This window comes from Pontimicrobium sp. MEBiC01747 (assembly GCF_053601635.1).
The window spans coordinates 1-1,696 of the sequence record NZ_JBSHNS010000497.1; the positions used below are offsets into that span (position 1 = coordinate 1).

Here is a 1,696-nt window from a genome sequence, read left to right on the forward strand (position 1 = left end):
ATATACGATCGTATTAATAAACGTGTGGATATTATGTTAGAACAGGGGCAATTAGAAGAAGCTAAAGGCTTATTAAAACATCAAGATTTAAACGCACTAAACACTGTTGGATATAAAGAATTATTCAATTATTTTAATGGAGAGTGGACATTAGATTTTGCCATCTCTGAAATTAAAAAAAATACCAGACGTTTTGCTAAACGCCAATTAACATGGTTTAAGAGACATAAAGAAACGCTTTGGTTTGATTATGATTATGATTTCGATTTAATTATCAATCAAATAAAGGAGCAATTATAGTTTATAACTATATTATTTTTCTAGAACACAAAAAAACCTAAGCAAAATAAAATTTTGTTTAGGTTTTTTTATATGGTAAAAAGATTTGTTTTACTCGTGGTTAACGACTAATCTAAAACCTTCTCCATGAATATTTAATATTTCTACTTTATCGTCTACTTTTAAGTATTTACGAAGTTTAGCGATATATACATCCATACTTCTAGATGTAAAATAGTTATCGTCTCTCCATATTTTTGTTAATGCTAATTCTCTTGGCATTAAATCATTTTCATGTAATGCTAATAAACGTAATAATTCATTCTCTTTAGGAGACAGCTTTGTAGGTTCTCCTCCTTTGTATTTAAGAAAACGTAATTTAGAATTTAAATCGAAATCTCCAATTTTAAATTCAAACTGTTTACTATCTGCAACTGTTTCTGTTGCTTTACGTTGCATAATGGCCTTTATTTTCATTAAAAGCACTTCACTATCAAAAGGTTTATTTAGGTAATCGTCTGCTCCTACTTTATACCCTTTTAACACGTCTTCTTTCATTGCTTTTGCAGTTAAGAAAACAATTGGTACATCTGTATTTTTCTCTCTTATTTCTTTAGCTAAAGTGAAACCATCTTTATAAGGCATCATAACATCTAGGATACATAGATCGAAATCATCTTTTTTGAATTTTTCAAAGCCCTCCATACCATTTTTAGCATGTGTAACTTCGTAGTCATTCATTATTAAATAATCTTTTAAGACAGTTCCAAAATTTGGATCATCTTCAACTAATAGTATTTTCTTTTGTTGTTCTTCCATAGTAATTACGATATTAATGGCAGCTTAATTGTAAATGTGCTTCCTTTTTCTTTTTCACTTTCTACTGATATATGACCATGATGGTCTTCTATAATTCTCTTAACATATGCTAAACCTAATCCATGGCCTTTTACATTATGTATGTTTCCGGTATGTTCTCTGTAAAACTTTTCGAACACTCTTTTTTGTGCCGTTTTACTCATTCCACTACCTTGATCTTTTACTTTAATTAGAATGTTATTTCCAACATTCTGTGTATTTACATTTATAACAGGAGCGTCTACAGAGTATTTAATAGCATTGTCTAAAATATTTACTAATACATTAGTAAAATGTGTTTCGTTTGCCAATACCGATGTTTTTTCGGCCTTAAAGTCTGTTGTGATAGTCCCTCCTCTATCTTCTATAATTAACTCTACATGAGTAATAGCATCTTCTACTAGGTCGTGAGTATCTACTCTTTCCTTACTTATATTTAATTCATTCTTTTCAAGTTTAGATATACGAAGTACATTTTCTACCTGTGCATGCATGCGTTTATTTTCTTCTTTAATCATAGATAGATATCGTTTTACTTTTTCTTTATCGTCTATAATCT

General features: G+C 29.2%; 2 protein-coding genes and 1 pseudogene. 1 reads left to right on the forward strand and 2 read right to left on the reverse strand.

Annotation, left to right across the window (positions count from 1 at the left end):
- A pseudogene (locus ACVC2P_RS16395) lies at positions 1-300 on the forward strand (tRNA (adenosine(37)-N6)-dimethylallyltransferase MiaA); the annotation flags it as partial.
- 90 nt (positions 301-390) lie between these two features.
- Here ACVC2P_RS16395 and ACVC2P_RS16400 read toward each other — a convergent pair.
- Together ACVC2P_RS16400 and ACVC2P_RS16405 are read right to left on the reverse strand one after the other, a co-directional pair.
- Positions 391-1,098, reverse strand: a complete 708-nt coding sequence (locus ACVC2P_RS16400) for a response regulator transcription factor (RefSeq protein WP_452599535.1) — start codon at positions 1,096-1,098, stop codon at positions 391-393.
- 5 nt (positions 1,099-1,103) lie between these two features.
- The coding region (locus tag ACVC2P_RS16405) for a sensor histidine kinase (RefSeq protein ID WP_452599536.1) at positions 1,104-1,696 on the reverse strand (593 nt) is incomplete at its 5' end.

Excerpts from the sequence above, each read along its gene's own strand:
- ACVC2P_RS16400 (WP_452599535.1), bottom strand. The coding sequence starts at position 1,098 with ATGGAAGAACAACAAAAGAAAATACTATTAGTTGAAGATGATCCAAAT.